The sequence below is a fragment of the Spectribacter acetivorans genome, from assembly GCF_031846305.1.
GTDB lineage: Bacteria > Pseudomonadota > Gammaproteobacteria > Nevskiales > Salinisphaeraceae > Spectribacter > Spectribacter acetivorans.
Window position 1 is genome coordinate 246,085 of the sequence record NZ_JAVRHY010000005.1, and the last position, 18,399, is coordinate 264,483.

The window sequence follows — 18,399 nt, forward strand, 5'->3', positions numbered from 1 at the left end:
ATGGGGGCGCTAATTCGGAGCATCATTCCGCCTCTCTTGCCGCTCGGCTGCCTGATTGCAATGCGCTATCGAGACACCTGACCCAGGTGTGGCGGCTTATGTGGCCGCCAACTTGGGTTCTCCAACCGAGCTCGCGGCGTGCATAGCCCCCAGGTGGTCATCACTTCGGGTGGTACGTGGGTACCATAGCCTGACGTAGGGCCTCGCGGACCGTGTCGGGTCGCTCCATAGGCAGGAAATGGGTGGTTCCGGGGAGGGCGTTCACTTCGGCGCAGGGCAGTAAGGCGTGCAGGCGCTGGCGTGCCCTTGGCGAGAACGTTGAAGCGCGTTCCGCGGCCAACGCGATCACCGGACACTGCAACCGACGGATGCCGGGCCAGGGGTTGTGTTCGGTATGGGCGAAGGTGGTGCTCTCCCACTCGGGCGCACAGGCCAAGCGAACGTGATCGCCACGCTGCACGAGGCCGTGCTGGACATAGGCTTCAAGCCATGCCTCGGGCCAGGTCTTGAAGCCACCGCGGCCACGAAAGTTGGCAAGCGCCGCGGCATGCGAGTCGAATACCCTGCGCCGGCGTGCCGCGCCGGCGGCCAGTGAGAACCGGTGCGACCGGCGAAGCAGCTTGGCCAGCCACAACTGCCAGCCCTGCCAGCGATCCATGATCGCGGGCTCCGCCAGTAGCAGCCCGTGGACCTTGTCCGGCTGTCGGGCCGCGGCCATGATGCTGGTGGTGGCACCGATGGAATGGCCGGCCAGCCAGACCGGCGCATCCAGGCCCTCCAACCAGGCGGTAAGATCCTGGTAGTAGGTTTCCCAGCCACGGAACTTCGCGATATCCGCGGCCTCGGCGCTGGCCCCGTGGCCGCGCATGTCCCAGGCCAGCACGTTGCAATCGCCCGCCAGCTCGTCGAGCAGCGGCCGGTACAGTCGACCATGGAAACCTGTCGCGTGCGCCCAGTGCAGAGTAGGGCGTCCGTCCGATTGCGGCCACCGCCACTGCACGATGTCCCGGCCGTCCGGGGCGGTGAAGCCGTCGCGCTCGATCACGTCGCGCGTCTCAGTAGGACTTGGGCAGGCCGAGGACATGTTCACCGATGTAGTTGAGCAGCATTTCGTTGTTGATGGGTGCGACCTCCATCAGCCGGGCCGAGGGCCATAGCGTGATGATGTCGTAGTCCCTGTCGAAGCCGTAGCCGCCGTGGGTCTGCAGCGCGGCCTCGACGGCTTTGACCGCGGCACGCGAGCCCAGCAATTTCGCCATGTTGGCGTGGGCGCCGGCGTTGCCGCCGGCGTCGAAGGTCGCGGCAGCCTGGATCATCATCAGCCGTGCGGCCTCCAGTTCGGCCTTGGCCTCGGCCAGCCGGTGCTGCAGGGCTTGGTAGCTGCCGATGGGGACGCCGAAGGGTTTGCGTTCGTTGGCGTAGGCGACGGCCTTTTTCAGCGCATAGTTGCCCAGGCCCACGGACATGGCGGTCACGAGCAGGCGTTCCGAGTTCAGCGCCTCGAACATGGCGGCCAGGCCCTCTCCCGGCTTGCCGATCAAGCGGTCCGCGGCGAGCTCGACCTCGTCGAAGAAAACCAGGTACTGCCGCTCCGGCCAACCGACGTCGATATTCAGGGGCTGCAGTTCCACGCCGGGCGCATCGGTATCCACCACGAACAGTGACATACCCTCGGTGCGGCGCTCGACCTCGCCGGCCTTCTGGGTGCGGGCCACGACCAGCATACGGTCGGCGTCCGCTGCGCCGGAAATGAATACCTTGCGCCCGGTCAGTCGGTAGCCGTCGCCATCCCGTGTCGCCAGTGAGGCCATCGCGAAGCTGTTGGTGCCGGCATCCGGCTCGGTGATGGCGAAGCACAATTTCTCGGCCCCGCTGATCGTCGGTTCGACGAAACGCTCGAACTGCTCAGGCGTGCCGTGGCGGATGATCGGCACCCGCGCAAAGCCGGTGAGCAGCAGCATGGGCAGCACCAATCCGGCCTCGGCCAGCGCTTCCATGAGCGCCACCAGTTCCACCTGGCCGCCGCCCGTGCCGCCCAGATCTTCGGGGATGGTAATGCCAAGCAGTCCGTATTCGCCCAGCGCCTCCCAGGCCTCCTGCGGGAAGCGGTGGTTATCGATGCATTCGCGCATGTATTCCCGGGAAAAGCCTTCGCTCACGATGCGGGCGGCCTCGCGGACATCGCGCATGCGCTCGGCGACGCTGGCCTGGTCGAAATCGATGTCGGTTGCAGTGCTCATTATGATCTTCTCCTCGCAGTCAGCCGTTCGGGGCGAACAGGTTGCGTTTGCCGTCGTTGTGCACACGGCCCGCCCGATCGAGAAATTCCTCGTTAGTCATGGCATCGAGCAGGTCGATATCGGTGGGCGTGTTGGCGACAAAGCGCCGGCCATCGTCCAGCCGCCCTAGGACGATGCCCTGAACCGGCCGGTCGGCACGGTCGTGCATGACGGTGTAGGTCTCGATGCGGCCCTGGCCGTCGGCCTGCTCCAGCGTATCCACGACGGGGCCGGCGTCGATCTCCGCTTGCAGACCGGCCGCATCGATCGGCCGCCAACCGCCGGTGGGCGGCCGTCCGCCGTAGAGCCCCAGCGAATGCTTGCTCATATACCAGCCCACGCCGCTGACCAGCCCGGTGGCGCTTCGGTCGGCGCGGATGTGGTTCATGGTCTCGGCGATGGCGTGGGTGCAATAGTTGTTGCCGGGCCCGCCGTGGTAAGCCAGTCCGCCCGTGACGGTTAGCGGCCGGGGGTCATGCGCGGCGATGCCCAGCGCGTCGCGCGCCATCTGCACCGCGCTGGGGAAACAGCTGTACAGGTCGAGGTGATCGATCTCGTCGATGGCGAGTCCGCTGGCCGCGACCAGCCGCTCGCCGCAGGCGGCGATCGCCGGCGAGCGGGACAGATCCGCCCGCTCGGACACGAACCAGCGCTCGTGGGCGTTGGCCGCGGCCAGGGGGTACACCCAGCGCTCGGGGTCGATACCCAGCTGCCGGGCCTTTGCCGCCGACATCATCACCAGCGCGGCGGCCTGATCCACCGCGATGATGGCGTTCATCTGCTTGGTGTAGGGCGCACCGACCATGCGGTTTTTCGGTGTGCGCTCGGCGATATCGGCCGCCGATAGCGGCTCGCGGCGCCAGGCCTGCGGATTGCTCACCGCGACGGCATTGAGCCGGGCATACAATTCGCCCAGCATCTGCCGGTGCTCGATCGGGCGATGGCCGTAGCGGCCGCGCAGGGCCTGCTCGAACAATGGATAGATCTGGATGGGCAGATCCAGCCCGTGGCGTTGTTCCGTCGCATTGGTCGGCTCGCGGTCGTCACCGAGCAGCCGCGGGCCCTCACCGGTATCGGTGTCGATCACCCCGGACAGGCCGGCGCCCTTGCCGCGCATCTGCGTGGCAAGGGCCTCACCCCCCCGCGATCAAGGCACAATCGAGCTCGCCGGCGGCGATGCGGTCGGCGTAATACCCCACCAGCCACTGACCCATGTTGCCGCCGATGGGGGTGTAGAAGCGCTCGCCGGCATCGATGCCCAGGCGCCGCGCCAGGCTGGCCGGGGCGTCGGGATAGGCCGGTGCCAGTATGTTGAGACAGGTCAATGACTGGATCTGCCCCAGCACGCCGGCCACGCCGCAGTCCGCGGCCGCGGCCCGAGCGGCCTCGGCGATCAAGCCGATGGGCGTGCGCTCGGCATTCGGCTCGCGCGCGGTGATCTGGCCGGCGCCGACCAGCACCGGGGTTGTCTGCTCATGCGTCATTATCGATCTCTTGATTGTCGACCGGCGCACCGAACAGTAACTGCACTCGGCCGCGGGCGATCGGCGCGCGGGTACCGTCCTGCCGGCAGGTCACCTGCACCAGACTGGTACGGCGGCCCTGGCGAACGATCTCGGCGCTGGCAAAGGTGGACTGCGCCCGTGCGGAGCGCAGGTAGTCGATGTCGCAGTCCAGGATGCGCGGGCGACGACCTGCCGCGTCCTGGCTTTGCGCGGCAACACGCGCGGTGATCTCGATCAGCGCCCCCAGCACGCCGCCGTGCAGGGCGGGCAGCATGATATTGCCGATCAGGGCCTCGCGATACGGTAAGTGCAGTTCGATACCGGTGCGGTGCTGTCCGATTTCGAGCCCGAGATGGCGGGCATAGGGGATGCGCGCCAGCAGGGTCCTCCAGGCGGCCCGTGTGTTGGTGTCAGTGCCATATTCGAGTGGCATCGATTGCCCTGGGGTGGTGCCGCTCATGCGCCGTTGTCCCCTTCACCGGCCGCCTGGAAGCGCTTGCCACGGGTATTGCGCATGAAGGTCGCCTTGCCCGTGGCCACCGGCTGCTCCTGGCCTTCGGAGAGGACGTCACAGTGGACGAAGGCGACATCGTCGGTGAGATGCAGACAGCGGGCCTGCGCCAGCAAGGCTCGGTCGCTGGCGGCCGGCCGCAGATAATCCATGCGCAGATCCAGGGTGGCGATGGGCGTCAGCTCCCCAGACGCGGCGAATACCGCAAGCCCGGCGGCCGAATCCGCCAGCGAATACAGCACGCTGGTGCAGATTTCCTCCGCATCGTCATCGGCGAGCAGCCATAGCTGCGGGGCCAGACGCATGCGGACCTGGTCGGCTTCCACCGCAACCACCCGCATGCCCAGGTCCCGGCTGTGAGGGACTTGCTCACCGAATTGGCGCGCCACAGCGACGGGGGCATTGTCTGGCGAGCCGCTTGCCCCGGCCATCAGTTGCGCGTCCGTTCCTGTTCCATCTCCGCCCCCATGTCGCCGCTCAGCGCATCGTGCGCCGCCAGCAGACGCGGATAATGCTTGCGATAAACGGCTTCCAGCTCGGCTAAAGGCAGGTCGGCGCGGGGGCCGTGATCGACCAGATACTCCATGTGGCGCCGCCCCACGGTGTCGAACTCGTGCATCAGCGCATTCTCGCGACCGTCGAAGTCCAGCGCCTTGACGCCGAAACGTTCGCATAGCTCGATGTTGAACGCCGGAGTGGCCTTGACCCAGCGCCCGTCGAACCACAACTCGGTATAGCCGTGGTAATAGAAGATGTCGGTTTGCATCAGCGCCAGCAGGCGTTGGCTGGCCAGGTGGTTTTTCACATCCGCCAGACCGATGCGCGCGGGAATGCCGGCGGCCCGGGCGCAGGCCGCCAGGAGCGCGGCCTTGGGCACGCAATAGCCGCTGCCGGCGGCCAGGGTGGTGCTGGCGCGCAGGTGGACGGGGTCGAGCGAGAATCTGTAGGGGTCGTAGCGGATTTCATCGCGCACCGCGTAGTAGAGCCGGACGGCGCGCTGTCTGTCATTGCCATCCCCGGCGCGATTGCGGGCAAAGGCCTGGATGTCGTCGTGATCGCTATCGATAAATTCGCCGGGCGCAAGATAATCGTGGGTGTCTGCATTCATGAAAACAGTGATTCACTCTAGGGCTGTGGCGCCTGCGGCCGAGTCCAGGATCACCGCAGCGTGATTCGTGTCGACGATGGAGCCTCGGGTAGATTGCGGATTACCCGCAAGGTCATTTTTTGACAACGAAGGGTCATTTGAAGACAACGGGAGTCGGCAGTATGTCTGGCTAGGGTGACGAGCCCGGTGAATGCACCCCTCGAAATCCGGCATCTTGCCTGTACTGCTCGGGCGGCTGCCCGAACCAGCGCTTGAACGCGCGCCTGAAATTCGCGGTGTCGTGATAATTCAACAGCGCTGCGATGGCCTCAACGGACAATCGGCTGTCACTCAAATAGTGGGTAGCCTGCTGGGACAGGATCTCGTCGCGGATCTGGCGATAGCCGCTGCACTCCTGTTTGAGCTTGCGAGCCAGGCTACGTTTGCTGATGAACAAAGCGGCGGCTGCTTCGTCTTCACTGAGCGTTCCGGGCGGGTGGGACAGCATCATCTGCTTGAGCCGGGTTCGGTAGTCCGGGTTACTGGTCCGGAGGCGCGCGAGCATGGCTTCGCATTGCTGCATGGCCAGGCGATAGTTTTCGTGGTTGGCGGAGGCGTTTGGTTTCCGACACAACGCCACCGGGAATGTGACCTTCAACTGCTCGCAGGAGAAGTAAAATGGCCCCGGTAAATAATCCGGGTAGATAGCCTCGTAGATAGGGGCCGAATGAGGGAAACAGACCTCGGCCTCATGCATCGGCCGACCGACGATGAATTCGCCAATTTCAAGAAATGCCTTCACCACTGTATCCGCCAGGCAACGCGCAATAGCCTCATCGAGCGGGACCTGGAAATTCGCCAGGCATTCCAGGCGATCCTCAACCTGTTGCAGGTGCAACTGGATGAAGCTGGCGCGCGTGGGCATGAATTCGTGAAACGCTTGTAGCGCGGTAAGCAGGTCGGGGCTGCTATAGGCGACAAAGCCCATCGCACCATGGGTTGCCGGCGTCAGGCGCGCGCCCAGCCGTAATCCGAACTCCGGCTCGCCCGACAGTTCCAGCGCGTTGCGCAGAATCCGGATCTGCTGGGTCGCGGTTAGTAGGCTGTCTTGGCTCAGCAACTGTGCAACGTCGAGTCCGGTGCCGCGCAACAGTTCGGGGAGTTGGCGCGCCGACAGGCCAAGTTCACGAGCGATCAGCCGAGAGTAATTCGACGGAATATCGGGTTCGGCGGTTTGCGAATCCGCCGCGGGCTGCGTCGTTGCCATGGGCGTTCCTCCACGTTGGCGGCAAGTGTCTTCAAATGACCCTGCATTGTCAAAAAATGACCTCGCCGGGATGCCGTGACGCAACCATCATCCAAAGTAGACAGGACTGCAGGAGAAGGGCATTGGGCAAGATCACCTTTATCGAGCACGACGGCACCGAACACGTTGTTGAATTCGAGGCGGGCGCCTCGCTGATGCAAGTCGCCGTGAATAACGCCGTTCCCGGCATCGACGCGGACTGTGGGGGCGAGTGTGCCTGTGGCACCTGCCACGTCATCCTCGCGCAGGAGTGGTTCGCAAAGACCGGCACGCCCGGTCCGGACGAAGAGCAGATGCTGTCCATGACACCGGAGCGTGCAGAAAGCTCGCGGCTGGGCTGCCAGGTTCAAACCACCGAGGCGATGGACGGCATGACCGTTCAGCTGCCCGAGTTCCAGATGTAAGCGTGGAGAGCGCCATGTCAACACAATTGCAAACAATCGATGTAGCCCAGACCCGGCTGGTCAACGCCACATCCAGAGTGGTGCCGATGCATTTGCAGATCCAGGCACTGAAGTTGCTGGTGAGGGCGAAGAAGAGGATCTTCGGCCCGCGCAGGCCCCCGGTCCACTTCGTTGAAACGCCCGTTCCCGATGTCAACACGCTGGCGCTCGAGGACATCGACCTCAGCAACCCCTTCCTGTACCGGCAAGACCAGTGGCGCGCCTATTTCAAGCGGCTGCGTGACGAGGCGCCCGTGCACTACCAGAAGAACAGTCCCTTCGGGCCGTTCTGGTCGGTGACGCGCTACGAGGACATCCTGTTCGTGGACAAGCATCACGAGCTGTTTTCCTCCGAGCCGATCATCGTGCTGGGGGACTTCCCGGAAGGGATGCCCGTGGAGATGTTCATCGCGATGGACCCGCCCAAGCATGACGTGCAGCGCCGGTCGGTCCAGGGCGTGGTGGCGCCGCAGAACCTCAAGGAAATGGAAGGGCTGATCCGCAGGCGCACCGGGGATGTGCTCGACAACCTGCCCCTGGATGAGCCCTTCAACTGGGTGCCGGTGGTATCGAAGGAGCTGACGGGGCGCATGCTGGCAACGCTGCTGGATTTCCCGTACGAGCAACGGCACAAGCTGATCGACTGGTCCGATCGAATGGCCGGCACGACAGCAGCGACCGGCGGTGAATTCGATGATGAAGAGAACATGTTCGAAGCCGCCGCCGAGATGGCCTGGGCCTTCTCCCAGCTGTGGCGCGACAAGGAGGCCCGTCGCGCGGCGGGGGAGCCGGCCAGCTTCGATCTGATCAGCCTGCTGCAGAGCAGCGACGACACGAAGGACATGATCAATCGTCCGATGGAATTCATCGGCAATCTGGCCCTGCTGATCGTCGGTGGCAATGACACCACGCGAAATTCCATGAGCGGCGGTGTTCTGGCCCTGAACGAGTTCCCGGAGGAATTCGCCAAGCTGAAGGCGAACCCGGCGCTGATTCCGAGCATGGTCTCGGAAATCATTCGCTGGCAGACCCCGCTGGCACACATGCGACGGGTCGCCACGCAGGATGTGGAACTGGGCGGCCAGACCATCAGGAAGGGCGACAAGGTCGCGATGTGGTTCGCATCCGGCAATCGCGACGAACGCAAGTTCGAGGATCCCGATCGATTGATCATCGATCGCAAGGGGGCACGCAACCATCTCTCCTTCGGCTACGGCATCCACCGCTGCATGGGCAACCGCCTGGCCGAATTGCAACTGCGCATCCTCTGGGAGGAGCTGCTCAAGCGCTTCGAGAACATCGAGGTCGTCGACGAGCCCGAGCGGGTGCAGTCCAACTTCGTGCGGGGCTATTCGAGGTTGATGGTGAAACTAACGGCGAATCCGCAGTAGGCCGGGTAAGCGTCAAACCGCCGGCACATCGCCGAGCGCAGTAGTTTTGCAGAGTTGCTTGATCGATCCATCCGAACGGGGTTTCGCGGCCATTGTGGCTACTGCATGACCCTTCGGGGTAAATGCGAGGTCGTCGCCAGCACGGCGAAAGTGTCTGCGCGATCGTCCGCCAACCGCAGGCACGGTTAATAGAGAGAGGCCATGGCGAACAAAGGGAAGGATGCGACGGTCATCGTTGGCGGCAGGCACGCTTCTGACGACCCTCATTCAGAAGCAATGGCCGCATGAGGCGGTCCTCATAAGCGACGAGCCCCTTCCGCCGTACCAGCGTCCGCCCCTGTCCAAGGACTACCTGGCGGGCAAAACGGCACGTGAGTCACTGTACCTGAGGCCGCACTCGATGTACGAGAACGCAGGCCACCGACTGCGGCTCGGCGAGCGCGTCGAGCGCATAGACCGGGTCAACAAGACCGTTGAGCTGTCGGACCAGAGCACCCTGGGGTACGATCGACTTGTCTTGGCCACTGGCGCACGCGTTCGACGCCTAAACGCACCCGGCGCCGACTTGGAGGGCATTCATTATCTGCGCGACATAGCAGACACGGATGCCCTGCGTAGTCAATTGAGCCCGGGGCAACGCTTGGTCATCGTAGGCGGCGGCTACATCGGCCTGGAGGTGGCCGCCATCGCCGTCAAGGGTGGCCTCAAGGTCACGGTGCTGGAAGCCGCCGGGCGCGTCATGCAACGTGTCACAGGCCCTGAAATCTCGGCATTCTTTCTCGCCAAGCACCGTGATGCCGGCGAGGAAGTGCGCCTGGACACCTCGGTAATCGGCTTCGAAGCCGACGACGACGGCCATGTGGCCGGCGTGGCGGTGGCGGACGGCAGCACCGTGCCGGTCGACGTGGTGCTCGTCGCGGTCGGCATCACGCCGGAAACCGCCCTGGCTGAATCCGCCGGTCTGCCCTGTGATGACGGCATTCTCGTCGACGAGTATGTGCGCAGCGGCGATCCCGCCATCCTGGCGATTGGCGACTGCACCCGCCACAGGAATGTTTTCTTCGAGCAGCCCCAGCGGATGGAGTCAGTCGCCAACGCGGTCGATCAAGCCCGTACCGCGGCGGCCACCCTGATGGGGGACGACAAGCCCTACGATGCCGTCCCATGGTTCTGGTCAAACCAGTACGACGTACGCCTGCAGATGGTGGGTCTGTCCAAAGATCATGATGAGCGGGTGGTGCGGGGCAACCCCAGGGACGGGGCGTTTGCGGTGTTCTATATGCGCGAAGGCCATCTTGTCGCTGTGGATGCGGTAAACCTGCCCATCGCTTTTATGGTGGGGAAGAAGCTCGTCTACCAGCACAGAGACGTCGATGCCGAGGCATTGAGTGATCCCGATATCGAATTGAAGTCTTTGGTCTGACGCATGCCGAGACTGCCGTCCGTGAACCTGGAGCCCTCCCGCGGCATGGCAGCGGAGAGTCGGGTATTACCTTCTATTCAAGGCGGAGCTTGTCCTGTGCATCGCTCTCTCGACGGCATCGGCTGAGTAAATCGAGGTGCATGCCGATATCCCATCCGGCCTGGGCCACATTACTATCTGCGTGACGGGACAACTCAACGACTTCTTGCATAAAGTCGGGACTGTATCTTGTTCGCTAGGGATATGGGTGTCCTTTTCAGACACTGTGGTCTGTTTCTTAAGTGTCCGTGACGGAGAATTGAACGTCACGCTGTGTTCCAGTTTACGACCCGACACTCACACAGGGATTGCCCACATACCATTCTATTTTACAGATTACATGTCACACGCGGAGTTGTCATCGAACCCACACTGTATTCCGGATACCCTTTTAAACCCCTGGCCCCGCCCCGTGAGGACGAGCCCATCACGGTCTTGCCGCCGAGCTTTCTTGCGACGTATCAAACGAACAGCGAAAGAATACGACTACGCATGTTCAACTCCAGGGCTGCGGCAAATACGGGCGTCTGAATCCTGTTGGCGGGCGGGTCACGCTAAACCGTGCCCTGTCGACGAACAGTCAGGTGTACTGGGTGCGAAATTCGACTTTGGACCATGCCAATTCAAGCCTCCAATTCCTCGTTCCGATGGTTATTGGAGTCTGTTGTCGATGTGCGATCGCCCCTGACAGAACCTGGCTGGCTTTGCACGCGGAGTGTCCACCACAGAATAGCTAATCCGATAACGGCTGCTGCAAGGGAGCCGGCCAGGATTCCAAGCCGTGCCACGACAGCAGCCGACTGCCCGGGAAATGCGAGGCTGGTCAGGAACAAGGCTACCGTGAAGCCGACACCTGCTAGCAAGCCCAGGCCAACCATCGCCGGCCAGGAAACGCCAGCCGGCAAGCTGGCATTAACCAGTTGCTTGGCCAGCCAGGCGAAGGCCAAGATTCCCAGCGGTTTGCCCACCAGCAACCCGAGCGCGACGCCGGCGAATATCCTGAAATTGCCATCAGCAGATAAATCGGCAGCTCCCAGTTCAACACCGGCATTGGCCAGCGCGAACAGCGGCATGATCAGGTAGAGCACCCAGGGCTCGAGTTGGTAACGCAAGATATCCAACGGTGCCAACGCCCCGCGCTCAGCGGTTGCCAGCTCACGTTTCAGGCGCCAATTCGGCGTATCCTGGCTGCGGAGTAGGTGCGGAATACGCGCAGCCGCTTCTCGGCTTCGTCCCTTCCTGTGCCGAGGCACCGACAACGGCGTCATCAAACCCAGCAGTACACCCGCAACCGTGGGATGAACGCCGGATTTTTCCATCGCCAGCCAGATTGCCGCGCCCGCTAGCCAGTACGGGAGGAAGCTCCGAACCCCCGCCGATCGCATCCCCCAAACCAGCAGTAGACCTCCGCCCGCGGCAAGCAACGGGCCGGCAGCAATCTTGCTGCTGTAGAACAACGCGATCACGAGGATGGTGCCGATATCGTCGATCACGGCCAATGCCAATAGAAGTGCCCGCAGCCCGACGGGCACCCGCCGCCCCAACAAACTCAATAACGCAATGGCGAAGGCCACATCCGTCGCCATAGGCACCGCCCAGCCTGTCGCCGCGTCGCCCTTCGCGTTGAACGCCAAGTAGATCGCTACCGGCACCAACATGCCGCCCACAGCCGCGGCCAGCGGCAGCACCGCGGTATGCCAAGAAGACAGGGACCCCCGGGCGAACTCGTGCTTAACTTCCAGGCTGATCTGCAAGAAAAAGACCGTCATCACCGCATCGTCGATCCAATCATGCACCGACAACGATAAGGACCAGTCGCCGAGACGAATCGCCAGTTCCGTATTCCAGAAGCCGGCGTAACTGGGCAAGGCTTCGACATTGGCCCAGGCAAGCGCTGCCATGGCGGTCGCCACCAACAAGATACCGCTGGAGGGCTCGTAGGCAGCAAATTGGCGCAGTGGATACGCCAAACGACCAGCCAGGCTTTGCCTTGTATTCGGTGATAACTGCATTAGCTGGTTACGACGACGCAATCATTTTTGCAAAGAAAAGCAAGGCGTTCGTCGTTGTACTGATCTATGTCGCGGCCAAACCGACACTTGCCGATAACGTGACAGGTGATGTTGGCGGTCATTGCCGAAATGCGGGGCAGTATCGTCACGCCACTCCCCCGCTGCTTCCATTCTTGCGGCGTTGGGATCGCCCGCAGAGAGTTGCTTTCCGGATGGGCAGAAAGGAGATGTGCGCCGCCTGCCCCACCGAGCACGCCGCCAGCCGGAAGATGGCGCTGAGTAACGACGCCGGAAGGTGCCACCGGTAATTGATTCCACTCATCGCAGTACCGCCATATCGCCACGCGCGCCGTCAGCTATGCGGATGGCTTCGCGCAGCTCGGTAACGAACACCTTGCCGTCGCCGGGATGGCCCTCCCCGGTGCGGGCCTGTGCAAGAATGGTTTCTACCACGGGCGCGACCAACTCATCCGGCACGTCGATTTCCAGCTTGGCCATGTCTGTTTTGGTCAGGGGGGCATCTTTTGCGGCGTGGTGCCCGAAGCCTTGGACATCGACGATCGCGATACCCGGCAGACCTTCGATCGTGTTGAGGCTGTCAAGTACCGCATCAAGCATGTTCTTCCGGACATAAGCTTTAATTTCCTGCATGATCCTGCCCTCCTTAAATTTCGACTTCACGCCGCGGCTCGGCGAACCACTTATAAACCGCCGGCAGCACGAGCAATGTCAGCAAAGTGGATGTAATGAGTCCGCCAACCACCACCGCGGCGAGCGGCCGTTGCACGTTGGCGCCGATGCCATTGGCCAGGAGCAGTGGCAGCAAGCCCAGAATGCTGGTTAATGCAGTCATCAATACCGGCCGCAAGCGATGTTCAGCGCCCGTGCGAACTGCCTCCTCCATCTCCATACCCTCATTGCGAAGCTGGTTGATGTATTCGACGAGAACCACGCCGTTGAGCACCGCTACGCCGAATACTGCGATGAAGCCAACGGCTGCAGGTACCGAGACATAGAGTCCGGATATCCAGAGTGCAAAGATGCCGCCGGTTATTGCAAAAGGCACGTTGAGAAAAATTAGAGTCGCGTAGCGCAGACTATTAAAAGCACTAAACAACAGCAGAAAGATCAGTCCCAGCGTGGTGGGCACTACCAGGGTGAGCCTTTTCATCGCGCGTTCCTGATTCTCGAACTGGCCGCCGAACTCAACAAAATAGCCCGGCGGCATGTCGATTTCTTCAGCAATGCGCTGACGTAAGTCTTGGACAACGCCGCCCATGTCACGTCCCCGCACATTCATTTGCACGTAAATGCGGCGGCTGGCATTCGAGCGCGATATCTTCTTGGGCCCGGTGTAGATCGACACGTCGGCCACGCGCGACAGCGGAATCGTGGCACCGTCGGTGGTTTGCAACGGTAGTTGCCGGATTACATCCAGGCGCTCCCGCTGGTCCTCCTGCAGCCGCAGGAAGATGTCGAAGCGGCGAATGCCGTCGAATACCAGCCCGACTGAATCGCCGCCGACGCCTACCGAAAGCGTATCCATCACCTTATCCACGGAAATGCCGTAGCGTGACAGAGCGTCGCGGTCCGGCTTGACCACTATCTGGCGCTTGCCACCCTGCTGCTGCTTGCGCACATCGGTGGCACCGGGTACGTTCTTTGCCAGCGCTTCGACCTGATCGCCCACCTCGGAGAGCTTGTCCAGGTCTTCACCAAAGATGGATGCGACAAGCTGGGCTTGTACGCCGGACAGAAGCTCGTCGGTGCGCAGCTGAATCGGCTGGGAGAAGTTATTTGCTAAGCCCGGAATCTGTGCCGAAACCCGCTCGGCCATGGCCGACTGCAGTTCTTCGTAATCTCGGCCTGATTTCCATTTGCCCAGGGGTTTCAGAGTAATGACCGTGGCGACCACGTTGACTGGTTCGGGGTCACCGCCAACCTCGGCGCGCCCGATCCGGGAGTATGTGCCGGTTACTTCGGGAAAGCCTTTGATTACGGACTGAATGCGCTTACCGTATTCAATGGCCGACTCGAGACTGGCACCCGCTGGCAGGGTGGACCTAACCATCATGGTGCCCTCGCGCAGGGTGGGTACGAATTCCGTACCCAAACTTGGAAAGGTCAGCACGCTGGCGCTGAACAGGACCACCGTGACGCCGAGCACCAACGCCGGAAATTGCAGCGCGGCATCGCGAATCGGCCGGTAGCCTGCCTTGATCCAGCCCACGAGCCTAGGCTCGCCGTGCGCGCTCCCCTTTTTGAACAACAGTGAGACCATGACCGGCGCCAGCGTCAGCGCCACAATCAAGGCGCCGAACAACGCAAAACTGATGGTGTAGGCCATGGGCGAGAAGAGCTTTCCCTCCACGCCCTGGAGTGTGAACAGCGGCAGGAATACGATGATGATGATGCTTACCGCGAACACAATCGGCCGTGCGACCTCTCGCGAGGCCTCGCTGACCAGGCGCAGCATGGAAACGTTTTGAGCGGATCGCGTTTCTAGGTGGCGAAAGATGTTCTCGGTAATGACCACCGAGCCGTCTACCACCATGCCGATGGCAATGGCTAGGCCACCGAGGCTCATCAGGTTGGCGGATAGGCCGACGATATTCATCGCAATGAACGCGACCAGAACGGAGAGCGGCAGGCTCGCGACCACGATCAGGGTCGAGCGCAGATTTCCCATGAACAAGTACAACACCACCAGCACCAGCAGTGAGCCTGTTAACAAAGCGCCCTGCACCGTGCCGATGGCTTGCTCAACCAGACTGCCCTGCGAATAGAAAGGCGATATTTGTAAGCCTTCCGGTAGAGACTTATTGATTTCGGCGACCTTCGCCTCGACGTCTGCGAGAACTTTTTGCGTATTGGTGTCGATCAACTTGAACACATAGCCGCCGGCGGATTCTTCACCGTTGGCCACCTGCGCGCCGCGCCGAATGGCGGCGCCGAAACCCACTTCCGCGATATCGCCAACATAGACCGGATTGCCGTTGCGCTCGGCCACGATGATGCCGCGCAGGTCGTCCAGCCCCGCCTCACCGGAATCGACCCAGCCGTAGCCGCGGATGATGTACTCCTCGCCGCCGCGGTTGATGAACGATGCGCCCACATTGCGGTTGTTGGCGGCCAGGGCCTCGCGCACGTCGGCCACGCTCAGGTCACGCGCCAGCAGGGCATTCTGATCAAGCTTTACCTGGTATTGCTTCTCGTATCCGCCGATGGACAGCACCCCGGTCACGCCCGGCACCGTGCGCAACTGAGGCTTGACTATCCAGTCCTGAAAGGTGCGCTTTTCCATCAGCGAGTAGTTCTCGCCTTCCAGGGTGTACTGCATGATGCGGCCCAGTCCGGTGGTGATCGGGCCGAGTTGCGGCTCGCCCAACCCCGGCGGAATACCGCGGCGGGCCTCGGCCAGGCGCTCCAGCACCAGTCGCCGGGCAAAGTAGATGTCGGTGCCGTCCTCGAAATAAACGTCCACCCGGGACAGCCCGAATATCGAGGTGGATTGCACCTTCTCGAGTTGCGGCAGGCCGTACATGCTGATCTCGATGGGATAGGAGATCAGCGTCTCCACATCCACCGGCGACAGGCCTTCGCTGGCGGTATAGATCTGCACCAGCGTCGGCGTAGCGTCCGGGAAGGCATCCACCGGCAGTTGCTTGAGCGACAGATAGCCGCCCAGGGCAAGGCCGGCGACGGCGACCAGTACCAGCAGGCGGTTGTTGAGTGCGTAACGGACGAGTCCGTCGATCATGATGTGCTCCCTGCCAGATTAGTGGCTGTGCGCGGCGCTACGGCCGGAGGCGGTCAATGCGGACTTGAGGTCGAAGGCACCGGTGGTAACGACCCGGTCGCCCGCGGCGAGTCCGCTGCGGATTTCCACCTGACCACCGCCCTCGTCACCGGTTGTCACCGTGACGGCCCTGAAAGCGCCATCCTCGTCACCGGGCACGAATACCACCGAGTCATCCTCGACGGTCTGGACCGCGTCGACCGGCACCAGCGCAAAGCGCTGCTCGGCATCGGTCTGAATGCGGGCGGTGCCGAACATGCCGGCGCGCAGGTTGCCGTCGTCGTTGGGCACCACGGCGCGTACCCGTACCGTGCGTGATTGCTCGTCCAGCTCGCGTGAGACCCAGTCAGTCTTGCCCTCAAACGTCTGGTTGGGCAGCGCCCGCACGCTCAGTGTCACCTGTTGGCCCAGGCCCAGCCGCGGCAGGTCTTTCTCGAACGCCTCGATCATTACCCACATGGTTTCGTTGTTGACGATGTGGATAGGCGTCTGCTGAGCGGATACGGTCTGCCCCGGCACCAGGTCCCGACGCTGGATGGTGCCGGCAAGGGGCGCGGTCAGCTGATAACGCGACAGCGGCTGTTCGCCGCCCACTGAAATCGCGCCGATGTCCCCGTCGTCGAGCCCGTACAGGCGCAGCTCGGCGCGGGCGGCATCGCGTTCCGCCTTGGCCTGCTGGTAGTCGGCGCGCGATTCGAGCAGCTCGGCCTCGCTGGTGATCTGGTCCTCGGCCAGCTTCTTGTCGCGCTGATATTCCGAGAGTGCCGCGCCGAAACGGGCTTGTGCCGTCAGGTAGCTTGCCTTGGCTCGCCCGAGTTCCACCGAATCGAGTATCGCGACGGTGTCGCCGGCGGCAACGGTGTCGCCGAGATCCTTCGTGACCTCGACCACCTTGGCCTCAAGGCGGGGACCGACCCGGGCGACCCGGTCGGCGTCGAAGCGCGCGGTAGCCGGCGCCTGCACCACGGCGGTGGCCGAACCGGCCCCGGCTGCACTGATTTTCAGATCGAGCTGCTGGCGCTGATCCGACGTCAGATGGATGCGGCGCTTGTCGCCGGCATGCTCGTCGTGTCCACCGCCCTCTTCCTCATGCGAATCGCCGGATGTCTGCCCGGTGTGTTCGCCTTCATGCTCGCCCTCGTGTTCCGAGTTGCCGTGATTCTGGCCTTCATCTTGATGATCGGATGTCGGCTGCTTGCCGGTGTCGGCGGCATTTGCCGAGTCACCGGATAGCGGATTGCAGGCGGCAAGCGGTGTCGCTACCGCGAGCAGGCAGAAAATTCTCAACCAATGAACGTTTGGCATCTGAGTCTCCGGGAGATGTCTATTTCCGCGGGCCGGAATTGGCCGCGCTCGTATTGCTCATCACCACCAGACCTCCGGTGGCACGTTCCAGATCGGTGCCGGCGTTAACCAACGCTTCCAGTGCATCGAGATAGTCGCGGCGGGTGTTGATCAGTGTGTCCTGCGCGGCGGTCAGGGCCGGGGCGCCGAGTTCGCCGGCTTCGAAGGCACGCTGAGTCAGTTCGAAGTTCTGCCGGGCGGCATCGACCACTTCGTCGGACAGTGCAGCGACCCGCTGGCGCGCGGCCTCGTAGTCGGCTACGGCGGAAAGCACCTGGCTGCGTACGGTCAGTTGAAGGACGTCGCGCTCCAGACGCGCGGCGTCCAGCTCCGCCTGGGCCTGCTTGCGCTCGCCGCCAAAGCGGTGCAGTAGCGGCAGCTCGAAGGACACACCGCCGCCGGTTATCTCGTTCGTCTCCTCCTCACCGTAAAAGCCGAACACCGTGAGGTTGGGCACGATCTGACGATGCGCGAGCTTGAGTTCCTCCTGCGAGGCGCTGACTTCCCTTGCCGCAGCGGCCAGATCGCCACGTCTGGCAATCGCGCGTTGCAGCAATTGCGCCTGACTCGGCAGCTCTAGAGGCGCCGGGTTTAGCCGGCCCTGCAGGGAAATCGACTTTGCGGGGTCGACGGCGAGCAACTCAGCCAACTGCAGACGTGCCTGGGCCTGTCGGTTCTCGGCCTGCGCGAGCAGGGCTTGGCTGCGGCCCAGCCCGATGCGGGCGGTGTTGGCTTCCAGCCGTGTGGCCTTGCCGGCCTCCAGGCGACGCTTAGCGTAGTTTTCCAGATCGCGGTTGACCTGCAGCACGTCCTCGGCGGTAGCCACCGCCCGTTCGGCCACCAAGGCCTGTAAAAAAGCCGCGCGCACCCGCGCGAACGTCGCGCTGCCGAGAAAATCCAGCCGCGACTGCGCGCCCGACAGGCGGGATTTCGCAGCGTCCTCGCGTAAACCGCCCTGGCCTGCAATCCAGAAAGTCTGGGATAGGCGGATATCGATGTCCGTCGACGTGGCGCCGCTGGGCCCTTCGCGCTCGGCTGTGCCAAGTTGCAGTTGCGGATTGGAAGGCACCGCCACGTCGGCGTGCTCGAGCACGCCCTCGCTGCGACGAAGCTCGATGCGAGCACCGCGCAAAGTGGGGTTGTATTGGCCGGCCCAGGACAGGGCCTGATTCAAGGTTAACGGCTGCGGCAGTTGTTCGCGTTCAGCCGCATGGCCGCCGGCTGGCAGACAGAGTCCGGCCACGCCGATCAACAGGAAAA

General features: G+C 62.9%; 17 protein-coding genes. 4 read left to right on the plus strand and 13 right to left on the minus strand.

Going from position 1 to position 18,399, the window contains the following annotated elements:
- Positions 1-160: 160 nt before the first annotated feature.
- The 8 genes from RM531_RS07835 to cypR form a co-directional block, all read right to left on the minus strand.
- Positions 161-1,084, minus strand: a complete 924-nt coding sequence (locus RM531_RS07835; RefSeq protein ID WP_168149715.1) for an alpha/beta fold hydrolase — start codon at positions 1,082-1,084, stop codon at positions 161-163.
- Complete coding sequence (locus tag RM531_RS07840) at positions 1,056-2,240, minus strand: acyl-CoA dehydrogenase family protein (RefSeq protein WP_311658479.1); 1,185 nt, start codon at positions 2,238-2,240, stop codon at positions 1,056-1,058. The genes RM531_RS07835 and RM531_RS07840 overlap by 29 nt, the downstream gene beginning before the upstream one ends.
- A 19-nt stretch (positions 2,241-2,259) precedes the next feature.
- A complete protein-coding gene (locus RM531_RS07845; RefSeq protein ID WP_311658481.1) occupies positions 2,260-3,396 on the minus strand; it encodes an acetyl-CoA acetyltransferase in 1,137 nt (378 codons plus the stop codon).
- Positions 3,397-3,412: 16 nt separating this feature from the next.
- Positions 3,413-3,763 carry a hypothetical protein gene (locus RM531_RS07850; RefSeq protein WP_311658483.1) on the minus strand — a complete coding sequence of 117 codons (351 nt, stop codon included), beginning with the start codon at positions 3,761-3,763 and terminating at the stop codon, positions 3,413-3,415.
- The gene (locus RM531_RS07855; RefSeq protein WP_349255420.1) at positions 3,753-4,217 is read right to left on the minus strand and encodes a PaaI family thioesterase; all 465 of its coding nucleotides are present in this window, start codon (positions 4,215-4,217) and stop codon (positions 3,753-3,755) included. The genes RM531_RS07850 and RM531_RS07855 overlap by 11 nt, the downstream gene beginning before the upstream one ends.
- Before the next feature lie 23 nt (positions 4,218-4,240).
- Entirely contained in the window at positions 4,241-4,726 is a 486-nt protein-coding gene (locus tag RM531_RS07860; protein WP_311658486.1) for a PaaI family thioesterase, read from the minus strand.
- Positions 4,726-5,403, minus strand: coding sequence for a transglutaminase-like domain-containing protein (locus RM531_RS07865; RefSeq protein WP_311658488.1), 678 nt, complete (start codon positions 5,401-5,403; stop codon positions 4,726-4,728). The genes RM531_RS07860 and RM531_RS07865 overlap by 1 nt, the downstream gene beginning before the upstream one ends.
- A gap of 169 nt (positions 5,404-5,572) precedes the next feature.
- The gene (gene cypR / locus RM531_RS07870) at positions 5,573-6,649 is read right to left on the minus strand and encodes a transcriptional regulator CypR (protein ID WP_311658490.1); all 1,077 of its coding nucleotides are present in this window, start codon (positions 6,647-6,649) and stop codon (positions 5,573-5,575) included.
- Between the two features lie 122 nt (positions 6,650-6,771).
- Between cypR and RM531_RS07875 the strand changes: the two genes are divergently transcribed.
- The 3 genes from RM531_RS07875 to RM531_RS07885 all read left to right on the plus strand — a co-directional run bounded on the left by RM531_RS07875 (position 6,772) and on the right by RM531_RS07885 (position 9,945).
- A complete protein-coding gene (locus tag RM531_RS07875) occupies positions 6,772-7,092 on the plus strand; it encodes a 2Fe-2S iron-sulfur cluster-binding protein (protein ID WP_311658491.1) in 321 nt (106 codons plus the stop codon).
- An 86-nt stretch (positions 7,093-7,178) separates the two neighbouring features.
- Positions 7,179-8,522 carry a cytochrome P450 gene (locus tag RM531_RS07880; protein ID WP_432280506.1) on the plus strand — a complete coding sequence of 448 codons (1,344 nt, stop codon included), beginning with the start codon at positions 7,179-7,181 and terminating at the stop codon, positions 8,520-8,522.
- A 220-nt stretch (positions 8,523-8,742) separates the two neighbouring features.
- Positions 8,743-9,945, plus strand: a complete 1,203-nt coding sequence (locus RM531_RS07885) for an NAD(P)/FAD-dependent oxidoreductase (protein WP_240954416.1) — start codon at positions 8,743-8,745, stop codon at positions 9,943-9,945.
- A gap of 662 nt (positions 9,946-10,607) precedes the next feature.
- Here RM531_RS07885 and nhaA read toward each other — a convergent pair.
- Positions 10,608-11,996 (minus strand): Na+/H+ antiporter NhaA, encoded by a 1,389-nt coding sequence (nhaA, locus tag RM531_RS07890; protein WP_311653653.1) that lies wholly within the window; start codon positions 11,994-11,996, stop codon positions 10,608-10,610.
- Between nhaA and RM531_RS07895 the strand changes: the two genes are divergently transcribed.
- Positions 11,942-12,304, plus strand: coding sequence for a hypothetical protein (locus RM531_RS07895; protein WP_311653718.1), 363 nt, complete (start codon positions 11,942-11,944; stop codon positions 12,302-12,304). The genes nhaA and RM531_RS07895 overlap by 55 nt on opposite strands.
- A 10-nt stretch (positions 12,305-12,314) precedes the next feature.
- Here the strand turns inward: RM531_RS07895 and RM531_RS07900 are convergent, their stop codons facing one another.
- The 4 genes from RM531_RS07900 to RM531_RS07915 are packed head-to-tail and all read right to left on the minus strand — an operon-like array spanning position 12,315 to position 18,382.
- Positions 12,315-12,647, minus strand: coding sequence for a P-II family nitrogen regulator (locus RM531_RS07900; RefSeq protein WP_311653654.1), 333 nt, complete (start codon positions 12,645-12,647; stop codon positions 12,315-12,317).
- 13 nt (positions 12,648-12,660) lie between these two features.
- A complete protein-coding gene (locus tag RM531_RS07905; protein ID WP_311653655.1) occupies positions 12,661-15,756 on the minus strand; it encodes an efflux RND transporter permease subunit in 3,096 nt (1,031 codons plus the stop codon).
- A gap of 18 nt (positions 15,757-15,774) precedes the next feature.
- Complete coding sequence (locus tag RM531_RS07910; protein ID WP_311653656.1) at positions 15,775-17,100, minus strand: efflux RND transporter periplasmic adaptor subunit; 1,326 nt, start codon at positions 17,098-17,100, stop codon at positions 15,775-15,777.
- A gap of 19 nt (positions 17,101-17,119) precedes the next feature.
- Positions 17,120-18,382, minus strand: coding sequence for a TolC family protein (locus RM531_RS07915; protein WP_311658509.1), 1,263 nt, complete (start codon positions 18,380-18,382; stop codon positions 17,120-17,122).
- Positions 18,383-18,399 lie beyond the last annotated feature (17 nt).